Origin of the sequence: Flavobacterium difficile (assembly GCF_011392115.1) — a bacterium.
GTDB lineage: Bacteria > Bacteroidota > Bacteroidia > Flavobacteriales > Flavobacteriaceae > Flavobacterium > Flavobacterium difficile.
Map to the genome: position 1 here is coordinate 275526 of NZ_JAAJBT010000002.1, position 17271 is coordinate 292796.

19 protein-coding genes and 3 tRNA genes are annotated in these 17271 nt (G+C 30.1%); 10 read left to right on the top strand and 12 right to left on the bottom strand.

Annotation, left to right across the window (positions count from 1 at the left end):
* From G4D72_RS04190 to G4D72_RS04205, 4 genes are all read left to right on the top strand, one after another.
* Positions 1–807 (top strand): alpha/beta hydrolase, encoded by an 807-nt coding sequence (locus G4D72_RS04190; RefSeq protein WP_166076366.1) that lies wholly within the window; start codon positions 1–3, stop codon positions 805–807.
* A gap of 85 nt (positions 808–892) precedes the next feature.
* Complete coding sequence (locus tag G4D72_RS04195) at positions 893–1093, top strand: hypothetical protein (RefSeq protein WP_166076367.1); 201 nt, start codon at positions 893–895, stop codon at positions 1091–1093.
* A 348-nt stretch (positions 1094–1441) separates the two neighbouring features.
* Positions 1442–3076 carry an ABC-F family ATP-binding cassette domain-containing protein gene (locus G4D72_RS04200; RefSeq protein ID WP_166076368.1) on the top strand — a complete coding sequence of 545 codons (1635 nt, stop codon included), beginning with the start codon at positions 1442–1444 and terminating at the stop codon, positions 3074–3076.
* Positions 3077–3126: 50 nt separating this feature from the next.
* Positions 3127–4302 carry a DUF1566 domain-containing protein gene (locus tag G4D72_RS04205; protein ID WP_166076369.1) on the top strand — a complete coding sequence of 392 codons (1176 nt, stop codon included), beginning with the start codon at positions 3127–3129 and terminating at the stop codon, positions 4300–4302.
* A 43-nt stretch (positions 4303–4345) separates the two neighbouring features.
* On the opposite strand, the gene G4D72_RS04210 is transcribed toward G4D72_RS04205, so the two are convergent.
* From G4D72_RS04210 to G4D72_RS04240, 7 genes are all read right to left on the bottom strand, one after another.
* Positions 4346–4792, bottom strand: coding sequence for a sterol desaturase family protein (locus G4D72_RS04210; protein ID WP_166076370.1), 447 nt, complete (start codon positions 4790–4792; stop codon positions 4346–4348).
* 12 nt (positions 4793–4804) lie between these two features.
* Positions 4805–5644: a phytoene/squalene synthase family protein gene (locus tag G4D72_RS04215; protein ID WP_166076371.1), complete on the bottom strand. Its 840-nt coding sequence runs from the start codon at positions 5642–5644 to the stop codon at positions 4805–4807.
* 1 nt (position 5645) lies between these two features.
* On the bottom strand, positions 5646–7106 hold the full coding sequence (locus G4D72_RS04220) for a phytoene desaturase family protein (protein WP_166076372.1): 1461 nt from the start codon (positions 7104–7106) through the stop codon (positions 5646–5648).
* Between the two features lie 31 nt (positions 7107–7137).
* The gene (locus tag G4D72_RS04225) at positions 7138–8037 is read right to left on the bottom strand and encodes a MerR family transcriptional regulator (protein WP_166076373.1); all 900 of its coding nucleotides are present in this window, start codon (positions 8035–8037) and stop codon (positions 7138–7140) included.
* A gap of 92 nt (positions 8038–8129) precedes the next feature.
* Positions 8130–8211: transfer RNA gene (locus G4D72_RS04230), tRNA-Leu, on the bottom strand.
* A 42-nt stretch (positions 8212–8253) separates the two neighbouring features.
* Positions 8254–8326, bottom strand: a tRNA-Lys gene (locus tag G4D72_RS04235).
* A 42-nt stretch (positions 8327–8368) separates the two neighbouring features.
* Positions 8369–8441, bottom strand: a tRNA-Lys gene (locus G4D72_RS04240).
* Positions 8442–8639: 198 nt separating this feature from the next.
* Here G4D72_RS04240 and G4D72_RS04245 point away from each other — a divergent pair.
* Complete coding sequence (locus G4D72_RS04245; RefSeq protein ID WP_166076374.1) at positions 8640–9155, top strand: shikimate kinase; 516 nt, start codon at positions 8640–8642, stop codon at positions 9153–9155.
* On the opposite strand, the gene G4D72_RS04250 is transcribed toward G4D72_RS04245, so the two are convergent.
* Genes G4D72_RS04250 through G4D72_RS04260 form a run of 3 tightly spaced genes read right to left on the bottom strand, consistent with a single transcriptional unit; the run spans position 9147 to position 10596 of the window.
* Positions 9147–9644: a phosphoribosyltransferase family protein gene (locus G4D72_RS04250; RefSeq protein WP_166076746.1), complete on the bottom strand. Its 498-nt coding sequence runs from the start codon at positions 9642–9644 to the stop codon at positions 9147–9149. The two genes, G4D72_RS04245 and G4D72_RS04250, sit on opposite strands and share 9 nt — an antisense overlap.
* Positions 9645–10226 (bottom strand): class I SAM-dependent methyltransferase, encoded by a 582-nt coding sequence (locus G4D72_RS04255; RefSeq protein WP_166076375.1) that lies wholly within the window; start codon positions 10224–10226, stop codon positions 9645–9647.
* Positions 10210–10596 (bottom strand): RNA-binding S4 domain-containing protein, encoded by a 387-nt coding sequence (locus G4D72_RS04260; RefSeq protein ID WP_166076376.1) that lies wholly within the window; start codon positions 10594–10596, stop codon positions 10210–10212. The genes G4D72_RS04255 and G4D72_RS04260 overlap by 17 nt, the downstream gene beginning before the upstream one ends.
* An 87-nt stretch (positions 10597–10683) precedes the next feature.
* On the opposite strand from G4D72_RS04260, the gene G4D72_RS04265 reads away from it, so the two are divergent.
* The 4 genes from G4D72_RS04265 (at position 10684) to G4D72_RS04280 (ending at position 14550) form a co-directional block, all read left to right on the top strand.
* Positions 10684–11604: an FKBP-type peptidyl-prolyl cis-trans isomerase gene (locus G4D72_RS04265; protein WP_166076377.1), complete on the top strand. Its 921-nt coding sequence runs from the start codon at positions 10684–10686 to the stop codon at positions 11602–11604.
* Positions 11605–11687: 83 nt separating this feature from the next.
* Complete coding sequence (locus tag G4D72_RS04270; RefSeq protein ID WP_166076378.1) at positions 11688–12503, top strand: 2,3,4,5-tetrahydropyridine-2,6-dicarboxylate N-succinyltransferase; 816 nt, start codon at positions 11688–11690, stop codon at positions 12501–12503.
* Between the two features lie 2 nt (positions 12504–12505).
* Positions 12506–13489, top strand: a complete 984-nt coding sequence (locus tag G4D72_RS04275) for a glycosyltransferase family 2 protein (protein ID WP_166076379.1) — start codon at positions 12506–12508, stop codon at positions 13487–13489.
* Positions 13486–14550 carry a glycosyltransferase family 9 protein gene (locus G4D72_RS04280; RefSeq protein WP_235922446.1) on the top strand — a complete coding sequence of 355 codons (1065 nt, stop codon included), beginning with the start codon at positions 13486–13488 and terminating at the stop codon, positions 14548–14550. The genes G4D72_RS04275 and G4D72_RS04280 overlap by 4 nt, the downstream gene beginning before the upstream one ends.
* Here the strand turns inward: G4D72_RS04280 and G4D72_RS04285 are convergent.
* Together G4D72_RS04285 and G4D72_RS04290 are read right to left on the bottom strand one after the other, a co-directional pair.
* Entirely contained in the window at positions 14534–15349 is an 816-nt protein-coding gene (locus G4D72_RS04285) for a glycosyltransferase family 2 protein (RefSeq protein ID WP_166076380.1), read from the bottom strand. The two genes, G4D72_RS04280 and G4D72_RS04285, sit on opposite strands and share 17 nt — an antisense overlap.
* 25 nt (positions 15350–15374) lie before the next feature.
* The gene (locus G4D72_RS04290; protein ID WP_166076381.1) at positions 15375–16136 is read right to left on the bottom strand and encodes a Kdo domain containing protein; all 762 of its coding nucleotides are present in this window, start codon (positions 16134–16136) and stop codon (positions 15375–15377) included.
* A gap of 75 nt (positions 16137–16211) precedes the next feature.
* Between G4D72_RS04290 and G4D72_RS04295 the strand changes: the two genes are divergently transcribed.
* Positions 16212–17270 carry a glycosyltransferase family 4 protein gene (locus tag G4D72_RS04295; protein WP_166076382.1) on the top strand — a complete coding sequence of 353 codons (1059 nt, stop codon included), beginning with the start codon at positions 16212–16214 and terminating at the stop codon, positions 17268–17270.
* The last annotated feature ends 1 nt before the right edge of the window (position 17271 follow it).

Here is a 17271-nt window from a genome sequence, read left to right on the forward strand (position 1 = left end):
ATGCAAAAAATAAAAGTACTTTTTAAGAAATTGATTTTCATTTTTGGAAGTTTATACCTTATCGTAATAGGTTTATTATATTTCAATCAAGAATTTTTGTTTTTTCATGCTAGCAAATTAGATAAAAACCATCAGTTTACTTTTTCAAATAAACCGGAAGAAGTTCGTATAAAAACTTCCGATACTATATATTTACACGGACTTTTGTTCAAAGCACAAAAATCTAAAGGATTAGTTTTTTATTTGCATGGTAATGCTGGAACCGTTGAAACTTGGGGAAATATAGCATCCAATTATACCAATTTAGGGTATGATATTTTTATTTTAGATTATCGAGGATTTGGAAAAAGTGAAGGCGAAATCTCTAGTGAAAAGCAACTGTTTACGGATATTTCTGCAGCATACAATCAATTGAAAAAACAATATAAAGAAGAAAATATAATTGTCACCGGATATTCAATTGGTTCAGGAATGGCAGCCTATTTAGCTTCTGAAAATCATCCAAAAGCCTTGATTTTACAAGCTCCCTATTATTGTTTGGAAGACTTAGCTACAGATAAATTTCCAATAGTTCCCAACTTTATAGTTAAATATAAAATCCCAACTTTCGAGTTTATAAAAAAGGTAAAAGCTCCAATTTATATTTTTCACGGAACTGAAGATTATGTTATTCCATACGAAAATGCAACTCAATTAAAGTCTTATTTAAAAAACAATGACAAATTGTTTACTCTAGAAAATCAGGGTCATTTAGGTGTCAATGATAATGAAACCTTTCTTGTCAAACTTAAAGAAATACTAAAATAAAAATTTAATTTTCATTGACAGATTGTGAATTGGCTAATTGACTAATTATCCTATCTTTGCACCTCGAAAATCCAAATACACAAACATGGGACTTATTAAAATTTTTTCTGGAAAGGAAAATATTGCCAAAAACTTAAAAACAGCTGTCGAAAGTGGAAATGTTATCGTTACGCAACGTGAAAACAAACAAAATTCTGGAAACACTTCAATTATTGAATTATTTATCGAAGAAGATGATTTTATGAAAGTTCGTGATGCTATTGAAGATTTTAAAATGAACTTATAGAATTAATTAAGAGCCAAGTAAAAAGAGCCAAGTAAAAAGAGTCAAGTAAAAAGAGCCAAGTAAAAAGAGTCAAGTTAAAAGAGTCAAGTAAAAAGAGTCAAGTTAAAAGAGCCAAGTTAAAAGAGCCAAGTTAAAAGAGCCAAGTAAAAAGAGTCAAGTTAAAAGAGCCAAGTAAAAAGAGTCAAGTTAAAAGAGCCAAGTAAAAAGAGCCAAGTAAAAAGAGCCAAGTAAAAAGAGCCAAGTAAAAAGAGTCAAGTTAAAAGTAAAAAGATATTAGGAAAAGTCTTTTTTCGAATTAGTAGGCTAAAGCCATTCCACTTGCTACACACATAAACTTATAAACAAAAAATGATTACAGTTAACGATATTGCCGTAGAATTCGGCGGAACTACACTTTTTAGCGATGTTACTTTCGCTATTAATGAAAATGATAAAATTGCCCTTATGGGTAAAAATGGAGCAGGAAAATCTACATTGTTAAAAATTGTTGCTGGTGAAAGCAAACCTACTCGTGGTGGAATTTCTGCACCAAGTGATGCTGTTATTGCTTATTTGCCTCAGCATTTATTAACTTCTGATGATTGTACAGTGATGGAAGAAACTTCTAAAGCATTTGCAGAAGTTTTAAATATGAAGAAAGAAATTGATGAAATCAACGAGCAATTAACCGTAAGAACGGATTACGAAAGTGATGCTTATATGAAGTTGATTGAACGAGTGTCAGAACTTTCTGAAAAATTTTACGCTATTGAAGAAGTCAATTATGAAGCTGAAGTAGAAAAAGTTTTAAAAGGTTTAGGTTTTGATCGTGAAGATTTTACAAGAAAAACTTCTGAATTTTCTGGAGGTTGGAGAATGCGTATTGAATTGGCTAAAATTCTTTTGAAAAAACCAGATTTAATTTTATTAGATGAGCCTACCAATCACTTGGATATGGAAAGTATTCAATGGTTAGAAGATTTCTTGATGACTCAAGCTAAGGCTGTTATGGTAATTTCTCACGATAAAACTTTCGTAGATAATATTACCAATCGTACTATCGAAGTTACGATGGGAAGAATTTACGATTATAAAGCCGTGTATTCAGAATATTTAGAATTGAGAAAAGACAGAAGAATTCACCAACAAAAAGCTTACGACGAACAACAGAAATTTATAGCTGATAATCAGGCTTTTATTGATAGATTTCGAGGCACATTTTCTAAAACCGATGCCGTACAATCTCGTGTAAGGATGTTAGAAAAAATAGTTCCAATTGAAGTGGATGAAGTAGATACTTCAGCTTTGAAATTAAAATTTCCACCTTCGCCACGTTCTGGTCAATATCCTGTGGTTGTGGAAGGTTTGTCAAAAAAATATGGTGATCATGTGGTGTTTCATGAAGCCAATATGGTAATTGAACGCGGACAAAAAGTAGCTTTTGTAGGTAAAAATGGTGAAGGAAAATCGACCATGATTAAAGCAATCATGAAAGAAATCGATTATGATGGCGGGAAATTGGAAATCGGACACAATTCGCAAATTGGTTATTTCGCTCAAAATCAAGCGGCTTTGTTAGATGGTGAATTGACTATTTTTGAAACTATTGATCAGATTGCAGTAGGTGATGTTCGTACAAAAATAAAAGATTTATTAGGAGCTTTCATGTTTAAAGGTGATGACATTCAGAAAAAAGTAAAAGTACTTTCTGGTGGAGAAAAAACACGTTTGGCCATGATTAAATTATTGTTAGAACCTGTAAATGTTTTAATTCTGGATGAGCCAACCAATCACTTAGATATGAAAACAAAAGACATCATTAAAGATGCCTTACGTGATTTTGATGGAACTCTAATTTTAGTTTCTCACGACCGTGATTTCTTGGATGGTTTAGCTACAAAAGTTTTCGAATTTGGTAACAAACGTGTTAAAGAACATTTTGAAGACATCAAAGGTTTCTTGGCCATCAAGAAAATGGAAAGTATGCGTGAAATTGAAAAATAGTTTTTTAACTCATTTTAATTCTTTTTATTTGTAACTAAACTAAACTAATTATGAAAAAAATACTGCTTTTACTTGTATTTGTTTTGATTTCTTGTAGTAAAGATGAAGCCAATACAAACAGTGAACCTGATTTTACATTGCCTACGATTACTATTTCTAATCCAACTTTTAGTCCTGCAGAATTTAAATTTTATGGAAATGTAACTTCTGTAGGTTCAGGATATTCTTCAAGAGGCTTTTGTTGGGGATTGAATATCAATCCTATCATAAATAATAATAACAATCAATATTTGACAGAGTTTACCAATACAGCAGGTAACTTTTTTTTAACAAAACCTTATGGAACAGATTTTACACCCTTAACTACATATTATGTTAGGGCTTATGTTCAAGCAAATAATGGTGATGTTGTTTATAGTGAGAATATTACATTTGTTACGCCTCCTAAAATGAATCTTACAGGAAGTGCTAAGAAAATTCATACCACTAGCTTAACTTTAAGTGGGACGGTAATGGTAAATCAGTTGGAGCCTATTCTTCCTGATAAAAAAGGTTTTTGTTACAGAACTTCATCAGGTGTGACAGTTACAAACGGACAAATTATTGAAATGAACACTACTGATTATGCTACTTATGAATTAACACCTACGAATTTATTATCTAATACGATTTATTATGCTAAAGCATATGTAAGAGAAGGTGCTTCTATTTATTATTCTGATGAGTTTCAATTTAAAACAGCTGGAGCCATTGGTACTTCTGGAGGTTATATTTTTTACGACAAAGGAGAATATTCAGATGGATGGCGTTATCTTGAAGCGGCACCTAATAATTTAACTTATAACGGTTCTGATAAAATTTTATGGGGTTGCATGGGAACAGCAGTAAATCAAACTCAAGCTTCTATGGGATTTGGTCCTTCTAATACAGCCCGAATAATTTCTCAATGTTCAAGTGCCAATTGTGCGGCCCGCCTTTGTGATAATTATTCAATAAACGGCCTTTCAGATTGGTTTTTGCCATCAGATGAAGAATTGTTCGCTTTTTACAAAAGTGCTAATAATGTTTATACAATTGCTAATGCTTCTACTTCTGCAAAATATTTTTGGAGTTCTACAGAATTTAATAATAATGAGGCAAGAATTTTAGATGCTTATGATGGTTATTTGTGGGATTATGATAAAAATTATAATTTAGTTCGAGTTAGACCAGTTAGAAGGTTCTAGTTTGATAAAAAAAAAAAATCGACCGTTTGGTCGATTTTTTTTTTTATGCATTTTTATAATGTTTGAAAGGAAATAATAACATTCCGAAACATTCACCTTTATCTTTTCCTAAATGTTTGTGATGCATTTTGTGTGCTCTTCTTAAAGCACGAGCATATTTATGATTGGCATTTCTAAACATTTTGAAACGTTGATGAATAAATATGTCATGAACTAAAAAATAAGTTAACCCGTAAGCGAAAATTCCTAATCCTATAGCTAAACCTATGTCTAGTATGCCATTTTGCCATAAGAAGAAGAAAGTCATACTCACAACAGCATAAAAAATAAAGAAAGCATCATTTCTTTCAAACCACGAATCGTGGTCTTTTTTATGATGATCTTGATGTAAACTCCACAAAAAACCATGCATTACGTATTTGTGAGTAAACCACGCCATAAATTCCATCATAAAAAATGTTATAAAAAACACTAATATATATAACCACATAATTATTTAATTTTAAAGTAAATTTAATCTATATTTCACGTAACAACGAGCTAAAAGTTCTGCTTTTTGGTAATCTGGAACTCTAATTCGGGTGTTTTTAATTTCAGTTGAAGGTGTTGCTTTTAACTTTGTTAACAATCTTCTGTAGTATCTGTAAGCAGTATAAACACCAAACTTAGCTTCAATTGGTAACCTTATTATTCCTTCATAAGCTGCTTTAAAATCAGCTTCAATATCTTCAATTATTTCGTTTTTTGAAGATTCTGTAAGCTTTGTTAAATCTGTATTTGGAAAATAAGTTCTGTTTAAGTCTTCAAAATCAGCTTTTAAATCGCGTAAAAAATTCACTTTCTGAAAAGCTGATCCCAATCTCATGGCTGAATCTTTTAATTCGTTATATTTTTTTTCATCACCATTTACAAAAACCATTAAACACATTAAACCTACTACATCGGCACTTCCATATATGTATTCGTTGTACTCTTCAGTAGTTTTATATTCCTGTTTTACCAAATCTAACTTCATGCTTTTCATGAAAGAATCGATAAGTTCTTGTTTGATTTTGTGTTTATGAACAGTATGTTGGAATGAGTTTAAAATCGGATTTAAACTTATTTTATACTTTAATGCGTCATCTAATTCTTTTTCAAACTTTTCAAAAAGAATTTCTTTATTGTACGCGTGAAAGCTATCTACAATTTCATCTGCAAACCGCACAAAACCATAAATGTTATAAATATCTTGTCGGATGGATGGCGCTAACATTTTAACGGCAGATGAAAAAGAGGTGCTGTATGCTTTTGTTACCTTTACACTGCATGCGAAAGAAACGGTATCGAATAATGCCTTCATGTTACTGGTATTTTTGTATTAATTGTGAAACTAATTTTCCTGATATTAATGCGGGTGGAACACCTGGTCCCGGTACAGTTAATTGTCCTGTAAAGTATAAGTTTTTTACTTTTTTACTCTTCAATTTAGGACGAAGAACAGCTGTTTGTAATAAAGTGTTTGCCATTCCATAAGCATTCCCTTTGTACGAATTGTATTCCGATTTGAAGTCGTTTACACAAAATGATTTTTTAAAGATAATATTTTTTCTAACATCTTGTTTTGTTACTTCTTCAAATCTTTTTAAAATTTTATTGAAATATAGTTCTCTAAGTTCTTCTGTATCTTCTAAGTTTGGTGCAATTGGTACTAAAAAGAAGCCGTTTTCACATCCTTTTGGTGCTGTTTGTTCATTAGTAATTGATGTGAAATTGGCATAAAACAAAGGTTCATCTGGCCATTTAGGATTATCATAGATATCTAAAGCATGTTTTTCAAAATCGGTGTCAAAAAATAAATTATGATGACAAACGTTTTCTAGTTTTTTGTCAAAACCTACATAAAATAATAGGGAAGAAGGTGCAAATGTTTTCTTATTCCAGTATTCTTCAGAATATTGTCTGTTGCTTTTTGGTAATAAAGTTTCTGTATGATGATAATCTGCACCAGAAAGCACTACATCTGATTTTAAAAATGTATTGTTAATTTTTATTCCTGTAGCTTTATTGGCTTCTACCACAATTTCATCAATAGAAGAATTGGTATGATAGGTTACACCAAGCTCTGTTCCTAAATTAACCATAGCTTGTATCACATCGAAAAATCCGTTTTTAGGTTGCCAAGTGCCTAGCCCGAAATCTGCATAATTCATGAAATTATAAAAAGAAGGCGTGTCAGAAGGTTTTGCACCTAAAAACAGAACAGGGAATTCTAAAATTTGCTGTAAGTTTTTATTTTTTATTTTTTTACGAACATCTTTTTTTATATTGGAAAAAAACTGGTCGATCTTAAGTGCTGTTTGTGGAGTTATAAGTTCAAATATTGTTTCACCTGGTCTGTAAACCAAATTTTTGATGGCTATTTCATAATTATTTTTAGCGGTAGAAATAAATTTTTCTAATTGTTTTCCGCTTCCAGTTTCAATTTTTTCAAAATCAGCTATGATGGTGTTTAAGTCATCAGACACATCAAAATGTTCATTATTTTCAAAAAACACGCGATATCCTGGAGATAATTTTTCTAAACTATAATAATCAGAAGGTTTTTTCTGAAAATCGGCAAAAAAACTTTCAAAAACATCAGGCATCCAATACCAAGAAGGTCCCATATCAAATGTAAATCCTTTTTCTGAAAACTGTCTTGCACGCCCACCAAGTGTAGGATTTTTTTCATAAACTGTTACTTTGTTTCCTTCTTTAGCTAAATAGCAAGCAGCTGCTAGTGATGAAAATCCAGAACCGATTATTTGTATTGTTTTTGGCATATATTTTATAATTATTTAAGCTATATGTGATTTATAGTGTGACTAAAAAATCTTTAATATTAGCTATAGATTTAATTCTATTTGGTAAATTTTCATTATTAATAGCTTGGGCTTTTCTTCCTAAAATCAGCAATTCATTGTCGTTACCTTTAAGTATTGTCGTGTCAAACTCATTAATGTAATTGTCTATTTCGTCTTCACTTGGCTCAACAGTTAAATAAGTAATATAAGTTATTTTATTGAAATGATTGTTTAACTCAATTAAATTTTCGATTGGTAAACTTCTTCCCAGATAAATAGATTGGTGCCCTCTTGTGATGATTTCATGATGTAAAAATAAAAGGCCTAAATCGTGTATTTCGTTAAAAGGTAAATATAAGATATAAGTTTCATCTGATATAGCTTTTTGTTGAATTTGATATTTTTCAATTTCAATTAATATTTTTTGTTTTATTAAATGTGAAATGAAGTGTTCATGTGCAGGTGTAATGGTATTGGTGGTCCATAAAACGCCAATCTCTTCCAATAGCGGTATGAAAGTATCAAAGAAAACTGCACTAAATTCTTTTTCACTTAATAAGTCATTATAAGTTTTAACGAAAAGGGATTGGTCGAAATTAAGCATGGCCATTTTAAGACTGCTTATAACATGGTCGTTAACCGTTTTTTCAGTTTGGATTTTCAGTACAAATTTTTCAATGTCAGCTTGATTTAGTTTTGATATTTTAGAAATTTTATATCCGAAATTGGTTAACAAAACAACGTTTAATAACTTTTGTAAGTTTTTAATATCGTACAACCTGATATTAGTATCTGTGCGCATAGGTTCCAACAACTCATACCTTTTTTCCCAAATACGTATCGTATGTGCTTTAATCCCAGAAAGGTTTTCTAGGTCTTTTATGCTGAATGTAGATTTGATATTGTTCATTGTTTTTGTAAAATGTTTAAACAAAAATACATAAAAAAATGAAACAAACACTATTAATTAAAAAAAAATCCTGCAAAAGCAAGATTTTTTTGTGACTACAATGGGATTCGAACCCATACGCCTTGCGGCACCACCCCCTCAAGATGGCGAGTCTACCAATTTCTCCACATAGCCTTAAATAAAAAAAGAAGCTAAACAAATGCCTAGCTTCTTTTGTGACCCCGCTGGGATTCGAACCCAGGACCCCTACATTAAAAGTGTAATGCTCTACCAGCTGAGCTACAGAGTCGTTGCAATGAAGTTGTAATTTTTATATTTTGAAATATTTTAGTGACCCCGCTGGGATTCGAACCCAGGACCCCTACATTAAAAGTGTAATGCTCTACCAGCTGAGCTACAGAGTCTAAAACTATTTCCTCATTGCGGGTGCAAATATAAGATGATTTATTTATTTAGCAATGGCTTTTTTGTAATAATTTTATATTTTTTTAATTTTATTTATAACCTCTTAATTCATAGGGGATTGTTAAGTTCTAAGTTTTTTTTTTATTTACTATTTCATTAAAATATTATACATTTATACCCATATTGAATAAGAAAATATGAAAATTATTTTAGTTGGTTACATGGGTTCAGGCAAATCTTATATTGGAAAATTAATTTCTCAAACGTTGAATATTCCATTTTATGATTTAGATAGTTTGATTGAAAAGGATTTGAATTTAAATATAAAAGAAATTTTTCAACAAAAAGGAGAATTGTTTTTCAGGAAAAAAGAAAGAAATACATTAGCTGAATTTTTAAAAGTAACAGATCATTATGTTTTAGCATTAGGTGGAGGCACACCTTGTTATTATGATAATTTTGAATTATATGCATCACCAACTATACATTCTATTTATTTAAAAGCCTCTGTGAAAACCCTACAAGATAGATTAAAAATTCAAAAAGCCACTAGGCCTTTAATTTCTAATTTTAATAATGATGAGCTTTCAGATTTTATTGCTAAACATGTATTTGAAAGAAGTTATTTTTATCATCAAGTTCATTCAGTTGTAGTTGTTGACGCTAAAAGTGATGTTGAAATAGTTTCAGAGATTGTGTCTAAATTAACTTAAATACACATAGGAATCATTTTCTTCAAAAACAACTTGAACATGCTCTTGTAACGAAGTGGATAAAGATAAACCTTTAAAATCTGCTTTTACAGGATACTTTTTATGGTTTCTGTCTATTAAAACGGCTGTCTTAAATTTTTGTAATGGAACATTTAAAAAATGCTTAATTGCATAAATTAAAGTGCTTCCAGAATTTAATACATCATCTACTAAAACTAAGTTTTGGTTAGCATATTCATCAGGATTTAATGAGGTTGTAATAGGTTCTGATGGGTTTTGTTTATTAATATTTACTTCACAAATAGTAATTTTAATTGTGCTTATAATTTCTAATTGTTTGGCTATTTTTTGAGCAAAAATAAAACCACTATTAGAAATTCCTGCAATTACAATTTCAGAATCGTTGGCAAACGTTTCATAAATTTGATAAGCAATGCGTTTTGTTTTGTGTTCTATTTCAGTGTGAGTTAATATAATGTGTTGCATGATTTATTTTTTTTCAAATTTAAAAAACAATTCTTTATTTGCACGTGGTTTTATCGAATTATATGCAGGCTCTAAGGTTTTAACGGTAAATTTTTCTGAAAATAATTTTATATATTCTTCATGACTTCCACCAAATGGTGGTCCAACTTCTGATAATGGGAAATTAAAAAGTAAACCTGCAATTTTTCCTTTTTTAGTCAGTAAGTCGCTCATTTTTAAAACATAATTTTCCCTAAGTGTTGGATCTAAGGCACAAAAGAAGGTTTGTTCTATAATTAAATCATAAACTTCGGTATGATTAAAAAAATCATCACAAATTAAATGGTCTTTTAAATTTGGATTTCTCTTTATAATGGTATCAATTGGTTGTTGTGCATAATCAATTACATAAACATTTTGAAACCCTTTTTCAATTAGATAATCTAATTCATAAGCATTTCCAGCTCCAGGAATTAGAATTTTAATATTTTTATTTTCCAATTGATCTATATACTCTTTTAAAGGGGTAGAAATGTGTCCAATATCCCAAACAGCATCATTATTTTTGTAACGATTTTCCCAATATGCTTTATTCAATGTCTTCATCCATTTCGTATTCAGTATAATCGAAAATATCTCTTCTGTCTTTTTTAGTTGGTCTTCCTTCGCCTTTTGCTCTGTAATGCTCTTTAGAAAGCTTTATCATTTCTAAATGCTCAAAAGATTCTGGTGGTGTTTCATCTTTTCTATATAAGTCAACTAATTTAGCCGCAACTCTGCTTGGCGGAATGTCTAAAACTTTTATAATATAGTTAATCTGGTCTCTTCTTAATGTAATTTTATCTAAAGGAAATACATCTCTAGATGCTTTTGCTTTTATGTTGTTTACGGAAACATGACCTTTTTTTATAGCTTCTGCTGCTAAGCCTCTTGTCTTATAGTATCTAATGCACCATAAATATTTATCGATTCGCATAAAATTCAAAAATCAGTGTTAATATTTGTACAAAAATAAATGAAAATCGTATCTTGCGAGCACTTTTTTAAATTAAAATATTACAAAATGAAATTATCATTAAGATTATTACTTTTATTACCATTCATAATTGTATTGGTTGGTTGCCCTTCAGATGATACTAACAATGAAATTCCTTTGCGTTCTTATGCTGAAGTATATGCCGAAGATATTGCTGAAATTGAAGGTTTTATGGATACTCATTTTATGACTGTTGATGGCAATAATAATGTTACTTTTACTAAAATAACTGCAGGAAATCCAGGTACTCCAATTTCTGATCATCCGAATTTAGAATTTAAAACAATTTCTAAAGAAGGTGTAGATCATAAATTGTATTTTATTAAATTAAGTGAGGGCTTAGGTAATACGAACACTGATAGCGATATTGAGAATGATAATCCAACCAGATTAGATTCTATTTTCACTACTTACAAAGGATATAAAACAGATTTAACTGTATTTGATGAAGCTTCTTCTCCGGTATGGTTTGATTTGGGTACTTTAATTCAAGGTTGGCAAGAATTGTATCCTCTTTTTAAAATTGGTAATGCAGTAACAGATATTAATACAGGTTTAACATCTTACTCTGATTTTGGTTCAGGAGTAATGTTTGTTCCTTCTGGGTTGGCTTATTTCAATAGAGTTTCAGGTACAATTAGTTCTTATACACCAATTGTTTTTAGTTTTAAATTGCTGAATTTAAGATTTAAAGATCATGACGGTGATAAAATCTTATCTAAATATGAGTATGGTGGACCAACATCTGGAACTGCTTTAGACTCTGATGCCGATGGGAAGCCAGATTTTATAGATTTCGATGACGATAATGATGGTATTCTTACAAAGAATGAGATCAAAAAGCCTTCACCACTGACTGGCTGGTACGACTACAATGCACCCGAATTAAATTGTACTTTCGGAAATGGAAAGAAAAAACATTTGAATCCAAGTGCAAGTTGTAATTAAAATTTTAAAAAAATCCTGCTTTTAGCGGGATTTTTTATTTGCAATACGAATTGGAAATTTTATCTTTGTTAAAAAAAAGAAACATGACAAATTTACAATCTATTATAGAGAACGCATGGGATAATCGTGCACTACTTCAAGAAGAAACTACTCAAAATGCCATTAAAGAAGTCGTAGATTTATTAGACCACGGAACTTTAAGAGTTGCAGAACCTACAGAAAACGGTTGGCAAGTTAACGAATGGGTAAAAAAAGCAGTAGTAATGTATTTTCCTATTCAGAAAATGGAAACTTTAGAAGCTGGAATTTTCGAATATCATGATAAAATTCCGTTAAAAAGAAACTATGCAGAAAGAGGTATTAGAGTAGTACCAAATGCTGTGGCGCGACACGGTGCGTATATTTCTTCAGGTGTAATTTTAATGCCATCTTATGTTAATATTGGTGCTTATGTAGACGAGGGAACAATGGTTGATACTTGGGCAACTGTTGGAAGTTGTGCACAAATTGGTAAACATGTACATTTAAGTGGTGGAGTAGGTATTGGTGGTGTTTTAGAACCATTACAAGCAGCTCCGGTAATTATTGAAGATGGTGCTTTTATCGGCTCACGTTGCATTGTTGTAGAAGGTGTACGTGTTGAAAAAGAAGCAGTTTTAGGTGCAAATGTTTGTTTAACTGCTTCTACTAAAATTATTGATGTTACTGGAAATGAACCAATTGAATATAAAGGTGTAGTGCCAGCGCGTTCTGTAGTAATTCCTGGAACTTATACTAAAAAATTCCCTGCTGGTGATTTTCAAGTGCCTTGTGCTTTAATTATCGGGCAAAGAAAAGCATCAACAGATTTAAAAACATCTTTAAATGATGCTTTACGTGAATATAACGTAGCAGTATAATCTTGAATAAATTATCCGTAATAATTGTCAACTATAAAGGCTGGAATGCTTTAGAAGAATGTTTGAATTCACTCAAATTTTATTCTGAAGAAATTTCCTTAGAAGTTATTGTGGTTGACAATTGTTCGAATGACGGACAATTTGAAGTTTTTAAAGAGAACTTTTCTAACTTTAAATTTATTCTAAATTCTGGAAATAATGGCTTTGCAAATGGATGTAATTTGGGTGCAGCAAATGCTTCTTCAGATTATTATTTGTTTTTGAACCCAGATACAAAAGTGGACAAACATAATTTAGAATCTTTTTTTAAAGCTTATGTAAACCATCAAAACGAAATTGCCGTTTTATCGTGTTTGCAAATTGATGAAAATGGTAAATTATATAAGCAACATAATTTATTACCCCGATTCTATACTTTTTTTGGTTTACCAAGGGCAATTTATAAATGGATTTTCAAAAATAAAATTGCTACTATTTTTCAAGAGAATGATACTTTTTTGTATCCAGAATGGATCACTGGAGCCGTTGTTTTACTCAGTAAAAAATGGTTTGATAAAGTTTCAGGTTGGAATGAAGATTTTTGGATGTACATGGAAGATGTCGATTTGTGTAAACGAATTTCCGATGCCAATGGTAAAATAGCAGTATATAAAAAAGCAACTATTTTTCATAAACATGGTGGCGCTTCTAGAATTAACATCACAACAAAAGCGCTAACCAAAACCGAAGTAATCATTTCTAAGCATTCTTATATTCAAAATAATTTTTCAAAATTTAGTGTATTTTTGTTACATACTAGATTGATTTTCGGGGTATTACTAGAAAAATTACTCTTTAGTATTATTGCTTTACCCTTATTTTTCATACCAAAACTACAAGTCAATAAGCTAATTCTTAAAAATTATTTCTCTTATTTATTTAGCGTAGTAAAAAATAATACTTTTATTAGTCCGAGAGCTACAAAATTCACAGTTTTAAAATCATGAAAATATTAGTAATTCAACAAAAAATGATTGGTGATGTGTTGGTGAGTTCTATCTTATGTGAAAATTTGAGATATGCTTATCCTAATGCTCAAATTGATTATTTAATTTACGACAGTACGAAAACGGTTGTAGATGGTGCAACGTATATCGATAATTTAATTTTATTTTCAGAAAAACAACGTAAGAGTAAATGGGAATTATTTAAGTTTATATTAAAGATTAGAAAAGCAAAATATGATCTTATAATCGATCCGTATTCCAAACTAGAAAGTTGGTTATTGGTTTATTTTTCAGGTGCTACAAAAACAATTTCTTTCGAAAAAAAAGGAAGGAATTTTATTTATACGGATGTGGTAAAGAGAAGAGATGACTATTCTAGTAATTTAGGAACTATTATAGAACAGCGTTTAGCTTTACTAGAACCTTTAAAAATTAACAACAGAAAGGTTACATTTCCTACCATTCATGTTAGTGATACAGAAAAAAGATTAGCACAATCTATCTTTGAGAAGCACCATATAGAGGCTTCCAAAAAAACAGTAATGGTTAGTATAATCGGAAGCGATTTAGATAAAACATACCCATTTGAATACATGGCTCAAATCCTAGATTTTATTGCTGAAAATTGTGCTGTAAATATACTTTTTAATTATATTCCGAAACAAATTGATCACGCTAAAGCTTTATATAATTTATGTAAATCGACTACTCAAGAAAGTATTTATTTTGAAGTAATTGGTGGTTCAATACGTGAGTTTATTGCGATTATGGATAAGTGTGATATTATTGTGGGTAATGATGGCGGCGCTATAAATATGGCAAAAGCTCTTCACAAGCCTTCATTTGTTGTGTTTTCACCTTGGATCGATAAAAAAGGTTGGGCATTAATTGAAGATGGAATTACTCATATTTCATTTCATTTGAACGAATTTAAACCAGAATTATTTGCAAATAAAACGCCAAAAGAAATCAAAGCGCAAAATACCTTTTTATACCAACAATTTATTCCAGAACTTTTTTTAAATCTATTGAAAACGTTTTTAGCTAAACATATTGGTTGAGTCCATTTTTAGTGGTAATGACTTTGTTTTTTATGTTATATTCTCGAATTTTCAAGTTTTCGTAAAATTTTTCTTTACTGTAATACGCTCTAGAATGTTCTAAATGCAAACATATTGCCGCATATCTAATTTGTTTGGCGCGAATTCCTAAATTAAACATTCTTTCTCCAATTTCTCTATCTAAACCACCATATTGCATGTCTTCATTAAATCCATTTACCGCAATTAAATCTGATTTATAACAAGAAGTGTTATGTCCGTTAAACGTTTTTTTGGTTGGCGTAATCCAATTCATAAAAAGAATAAATGGTTTAAATCGGATTAATTTTGTGAGTTTAAAATTGGTTGTAACACCGTTTTTAGCCAACCAAAATAAATTGAAACAATTTTTAGATAAAATATCTTCTTTTTCAATTAATTTGGAAGTTGTCATGGGTAATTTAAAATAACCACCAGATAAAAAGAAACCTTCTTCTTGATGCTTTAGGTGTGTAGCAACAAAGTCTTCTCTCGGAATACAATCACCATCAGTAAAAAGTAAGTAATTTGCAGATGTTTTTAGAATGGCTTTGTTTAAAATTTTACATTTCTGAAAACCCTGATCTTCATGCCAAACGTGAACAATTTGGTGTTTAAATTTTGGCGAAAATTCAGCAATTAATTGTTTTGTTTTTGGAGTGGAACCATCATCTGCAATAACAATTTCAAAATCGGTTTCTGTCTGATTCAAATAACCAAACAGTACTTTTTTAAGCCATGTTTCCGAATTGTAAGTTGTAATAATTACTGATAGTTTCATGTAAGATTTTAAGTAGGTTAAAATACTACTTTTTCCAAAATTTTAACTTCTTTTTTAAGTTTTTCTTCTTAATAATTCCGAGTTGGAATTCTTGTGTAAATTGCCACATTGTTTCAAAAACTGATTTTTCATCAAAACCAGAAATTTTTGCGTATTCATTACTCATTATGGCTACCATTTTTTGCTTTGGTGTTATTTTTGAAAGGTTTTTCATTCGAGTAGCAAAATCCATTGATTTGTGAAAGTTCATTCGATTTAAATCTACCAAATAAAAATTATAAGTACCATCAAAATTGTTTTTTATCAAAGTATTTCCAGGTGTATGGTCTTTAAATTCAATGCCGTTTTCATGCATTTTGTATGTGAAATGTACAAATTGACGTAAAATGTTTTCGCCATCAGGATACTCGGTTTCAACTAATTCTCTGTATGTTAAATCGCAATAAATGTGTTCACAAACATAATAACTGTCTAATAATCCTAAAAAAGAAGTAGTTTCTTTATAAGCAATTGGTTTTGGAGTACCAATTTCTTTCTCTAATAAAATGGTTGCATATTCAAAAGATCGCTTGGCTTTCGATTTTCTAAAATAACCGTAAACAATCTGATTGAGTAAAAAAGGTTTTTTAAAGGACTTGATATTTAGTGTTAGCGAATCGTTTACAGGAAATAATTTAATTATATTTCTCTTTCCAGCAACCAACAAATCGCCTGTAGTACTAAAGTTTTCTAGACTTTGCTTGATTTCTTTTTCAAGATTTTGATAAGTTGGAAATAGTTTTAGCATCTTTTTTGTTCAAAAATAAGGATTACCAATTAATTATTAAGAAATAGATGCTATTTTTACTGAAATTTTTTTGCAATGAAGGTATTTTTAGAATCACATAACATCAATAATAAAGCTGGTGGCTTAGGAACTTTTAATTTTCAATTAATTAAAGCCTTAGCTTCTAAGAACTTAAACGGTTTAAAAATTACGTTAAATGCAAAACGACCAAATGATTTGAAATCTGTTTTTGGAAATGTTTTTTCTTATGTAAAATATACCAGTTTAGAACGTCATTTTTTGTTTAGAAAAAAAGGAAGATATGACGTTTGGCACAGTTTAAACCAAAACACAAAAGTAGAACCATTCTTTAAACCTAAAAAGTATATTTTAACCATTCATGATGTTAATTTTGTAGAAGAAATTTCATCGGATAGGAATCATAAAGTGAATAAGAATTTTATTAAAAAATTAAATCGTGCTGATGTAATTACTTATATTTCTGAATTTGCTAAAGCGCAAACGCATCAATATTTTGATGTTCCGAATGTTCCTGAAGTAATTATTTATAACGGAAATCCTTGTGAAGAGATTTTCGAAAATAACACTTTTCAACCAGATTTTAAAATCAATAAACCTTTTTTTTACACTATTGGCGATTTTATTCCAAGAAAAAACTTCATTTCTTTAGTGAAAATGATGGAACATATAGATGATTATGTTTTAATACTTTCAGGAAATAACGATAAAGCGTATGGTCATGAAATCAAACACTATGTCTCAGAAAATAATTTACAAGACAAAGTGATTTTAACTGGAAAAGTTGACGATTTTGCCAAACAATATTACATGCAAAATTGTACTGCCTTTTTGTTTCCATCTATTCGTGAAGGTTTTGGATTACCGCCAATTGAAGCGATGATGTTTGATAAACCTGTTTTTTTATCAAAGTTAACTTCTTTACCCGAAATAGGTGGCAATGCTGCATTTTATTGGGACAATTTTGATCCAATTTACATGAAAGATTTTGTATTGGAATCTTTGGCAGATTTTAAAAACAATCCGAATGGGTATTTAGAAAAAATTAGAACTAGAGCACGATTTTTTACATGGGAAAAAGCGGCTAAACACTATTTAGAATTGTATAAACATTGAT